Here is a 3,206-nt window from a genome sequence, read left to right as displayed (position 1 = left end):
CTTAACTTCTGTGTTCGGCATGGTTACAGGTGTATCCTTCTTGCCATCGTCACCGCACTTATATGCTTTTTATTGAGTGATGATTCACTCAAAACTGGATGTTAAGTTAGTATCAATATAATGGTCCACCGCTATCTTGGTTAAGTCCTCGACCGATTAGTACTAGTCCGCTCCATACATCACTGTACTTCCACTTCTAGCCTATCTACCTGATCATCTTTCAGGGGTCTTACTTCCTTAAAGGAATGGGAAATCTCATCTTGAGGGGGGCTTCACGCTTAGATGCTTTCAGCGTTTATCCCGTCCATACATAGCTACCCAGCAATGCCCTTGGCAGAACAACTGGTACACCAGAGGTATGTCCATCCCGGTCCTCTCGTACTAAGGACAGCTCCTCTCAAATTTCCAACGCCCGCGACGGATAGGGACCGAACTGTCTCACGACGTTCTGAACCCAGCTCGCGTGCCGCTTTAATGGGCGAACAGCCCAACCCTTGGGACCGACTACAGCCCCAGGATGCGACGAGCCGACATCGAGGTGCCAAACCTCCCCGTCGATGTGAACTCTTGGGGGAGATAAGCCTGTTATCCCCAGGGTAGCTTTTATCCGTTGAGCGATGGCCCTTCCATGCGGAACCACCGGATCACTAAGCCCGACTTTCGTCCCTGCTCGAGTTGTAACTCTCGCAGTCAAGCTCCCTTCTGCCTTTGCACTCTACGAATGATTTCCAACCATTCTGAGGGAACCTTTGGGCGCCTCCGTTACCTTTTGGGAGGCGACCGCCCCAGTCAAACTGTCCATCTGACACTGTCTCCCACCACGATAAGTGGTGCGGGTTAGAATGGTCATAACACAAGGGTAGTATCCCACCAGCGCCTCCATCGAAACTAGCGTTCCGATTTCTACGGCTCCTACCTATCCTGTACATGTGTTACAAACATTCAATATCAAACTACAGTAAAGCTCCATGGGGTCTTTCCGTCCTGTCGCGGGTAACCTGCATCTTCACAGGTACTAAAATTTCACCGAGTCTCTCGTTGAGACAGTGCCCAAATCGTTACGCCTTTCGTGCGGGTCGGAACTTACCCGACAAGGAATTTCGCTACCTTAGGACCGTTATAGTTACGGCCGCCGTTTACTGGGGCTTCAATTTTGAGCTTCGCTATTGCTAACCCATCCTCTTAACCTTCCAGCACCGGGCAGGCGTCAGCCCCTATACGTCATCTTTCGATTTTGCAGAGACCTGTGTTTTTGATAAACAGTCGCTTGGGCCTATTCACTGCGGCTGAACTTGCGTTCAGCACCCCTTCTCCCGAAGTTACGGGGTCATTTTGCCGAGTTCCTTAACGAGAGTTCTCTCGCTCACCTTAGGATTCTCTCCTCGACTACCTGTGTCGGTTTGCGGTACGGGTCATTTGTTTCTAACTAGAAGCTTTTCTTGACAGTGTGACATTGAGACTTCGGTACTCTATTTCCCTACTCATCACAACTTGTTCTTAAAGATAAAAGCATTTGACTCTTATCAAAACTTGTTGCTTGAACGTGCACTTCCAGTCGCACGATCTCATAGCCTCCTGTGTCCCTCCATTGTTCAAACAAAACAAACGAGTACAGGAATCTCAACCTGTTGTCCATCGCCTACGCCTATCGGCCTCAGCTTAGGTCCCGACTAACCCTGGGAGGACGAGCCTTCCCCAGGAAACCTTAGTCATTCGGTGGACAGGATTCTCACCTGTCTTTCGCTACTCATACCGGCATTCTCACTTCTAAGCGCTCCACCAGTCCTTACGATCCAGCTTCAACGCCCTTAGAACGCTCTCCTACCATAGAACCAAAGGTTCTATCCACAGCTTCGGTAACATGTTTAGCCCCGGTACATTTTCGGCGCAAGGGCACTCGACTAGTGAGCTATTACGCACTCTTTAAATGGTGGCTGCTTCTGAGCCAACATCCTAGTTGTTTGTGCACCCTCACATCCTTTTCCACTTAACATGTATTTTGGGACCTTAGCTGGTGGTCTGGGCTGTTTCCCTTTCGACAATGGATCTTATCACTCACTGTCTGACTCCCGGATATAAATGAATGGCATTCGGAGTTTATCTGAATTCGGTAACCCAAGACGGGCCCCTAGTCCAAACAGTGCTCTACCTCCATCATTCTCAAATCCGAGGCTAGCCCTAAAGCTATTTCGGAGAGAACCAGCTATCTCCAAGTTCGTTTGGAATTTCTCCGCTACCCACACCTCATCCCCGCACTTTTCAACGTACGTGGGTTCGGTCCTCCAGTGCGTTTTACCACACCTTCAACCTGGACATGGGTAGGTCACATGGTTTCGGGTCTACGACAACATACTCATTCGCCCTATTCAGACTCGCTTTCGCTACGGCTCCGCTTCTTCAGCTTAACCTCGCATGCTATCGTAACTCGCCGGTTCATTCTGCAAAAGGCACGCTATCACCCATTAACGGGCTCTAACTTCTTGTAAGCACACGGTTTCAGGTTCTATTTCACTCCCCTTCCGGGGTGCTTTTCACCTTTCCCTCACGGTACTGGTTCACTATCGGTCACTAGAGAGTATTTAGCCTTGGGAGATGGTCCTCCCGGATTCCGACGGAATTTCTCGTGTTCCGCCGTACTCAGGATACTCATAGGTGTGTTGTCAATTTCATCTACGGGGCTTTTACCCGCTACGGCTGACCTTTCCAGATCGATTCGACTATCCACAACAGCTACCACAATTGAGTCCTACAACCCCAATAAGCAAGCTTATTGGTTTGGGCTGTTTCCGTTTCGCTCGCCGCTACTAAGGAAATCGATTTTTCTTTCTCTTCCTGCAGGTACTTAGATGTTTCAGTTCTCTGCGTCTACCTTCTAATAGCTATGTATTCACTACTAGATAATATCCTATAAAAGATACTGGGTTCCCCCATTCGGAAATCTCCGGATCATAGCTTACTTACAGCTCCCCGAAGCATATCGGTGTTAGTCCCGTCCTTCATCGGCTTCTAGTGCCAAGGCATCCACCGTGCGCCCTTATTCACTTAACCTTTTCTAACCTTACGGTTAGCTTTTTTTCATTAACTATTAACTAGCGATAGATAATAGTTAATACATTTCACAGTTCTTTAAAAGAAACTGTTCAACGCGGTGTTCTCGGTTTATGTTGATGTCTAACTTCAACTATCCAGTTTTCAATGAACAATCT

General features: G+C 48.4%; 1 rRNA gene. It reads right to left on the bottom strand.

The annotated features are described in order from the left end of the window. Positions 1–136: 136 nt before the first annotated feature. Positions 137–3,048 (bottom strand): 23S ribosomal RNA (locus AC37UB_RS10105). Positions 3,049–3,206 lie beyond the last annotated feature (158 nt).

This window comes from Vagococcus changpingensis (genome assembly GCF_058211775.1).
This window is presented reverse-complemented; position numbering and strand designations above follow the sequence as displayed.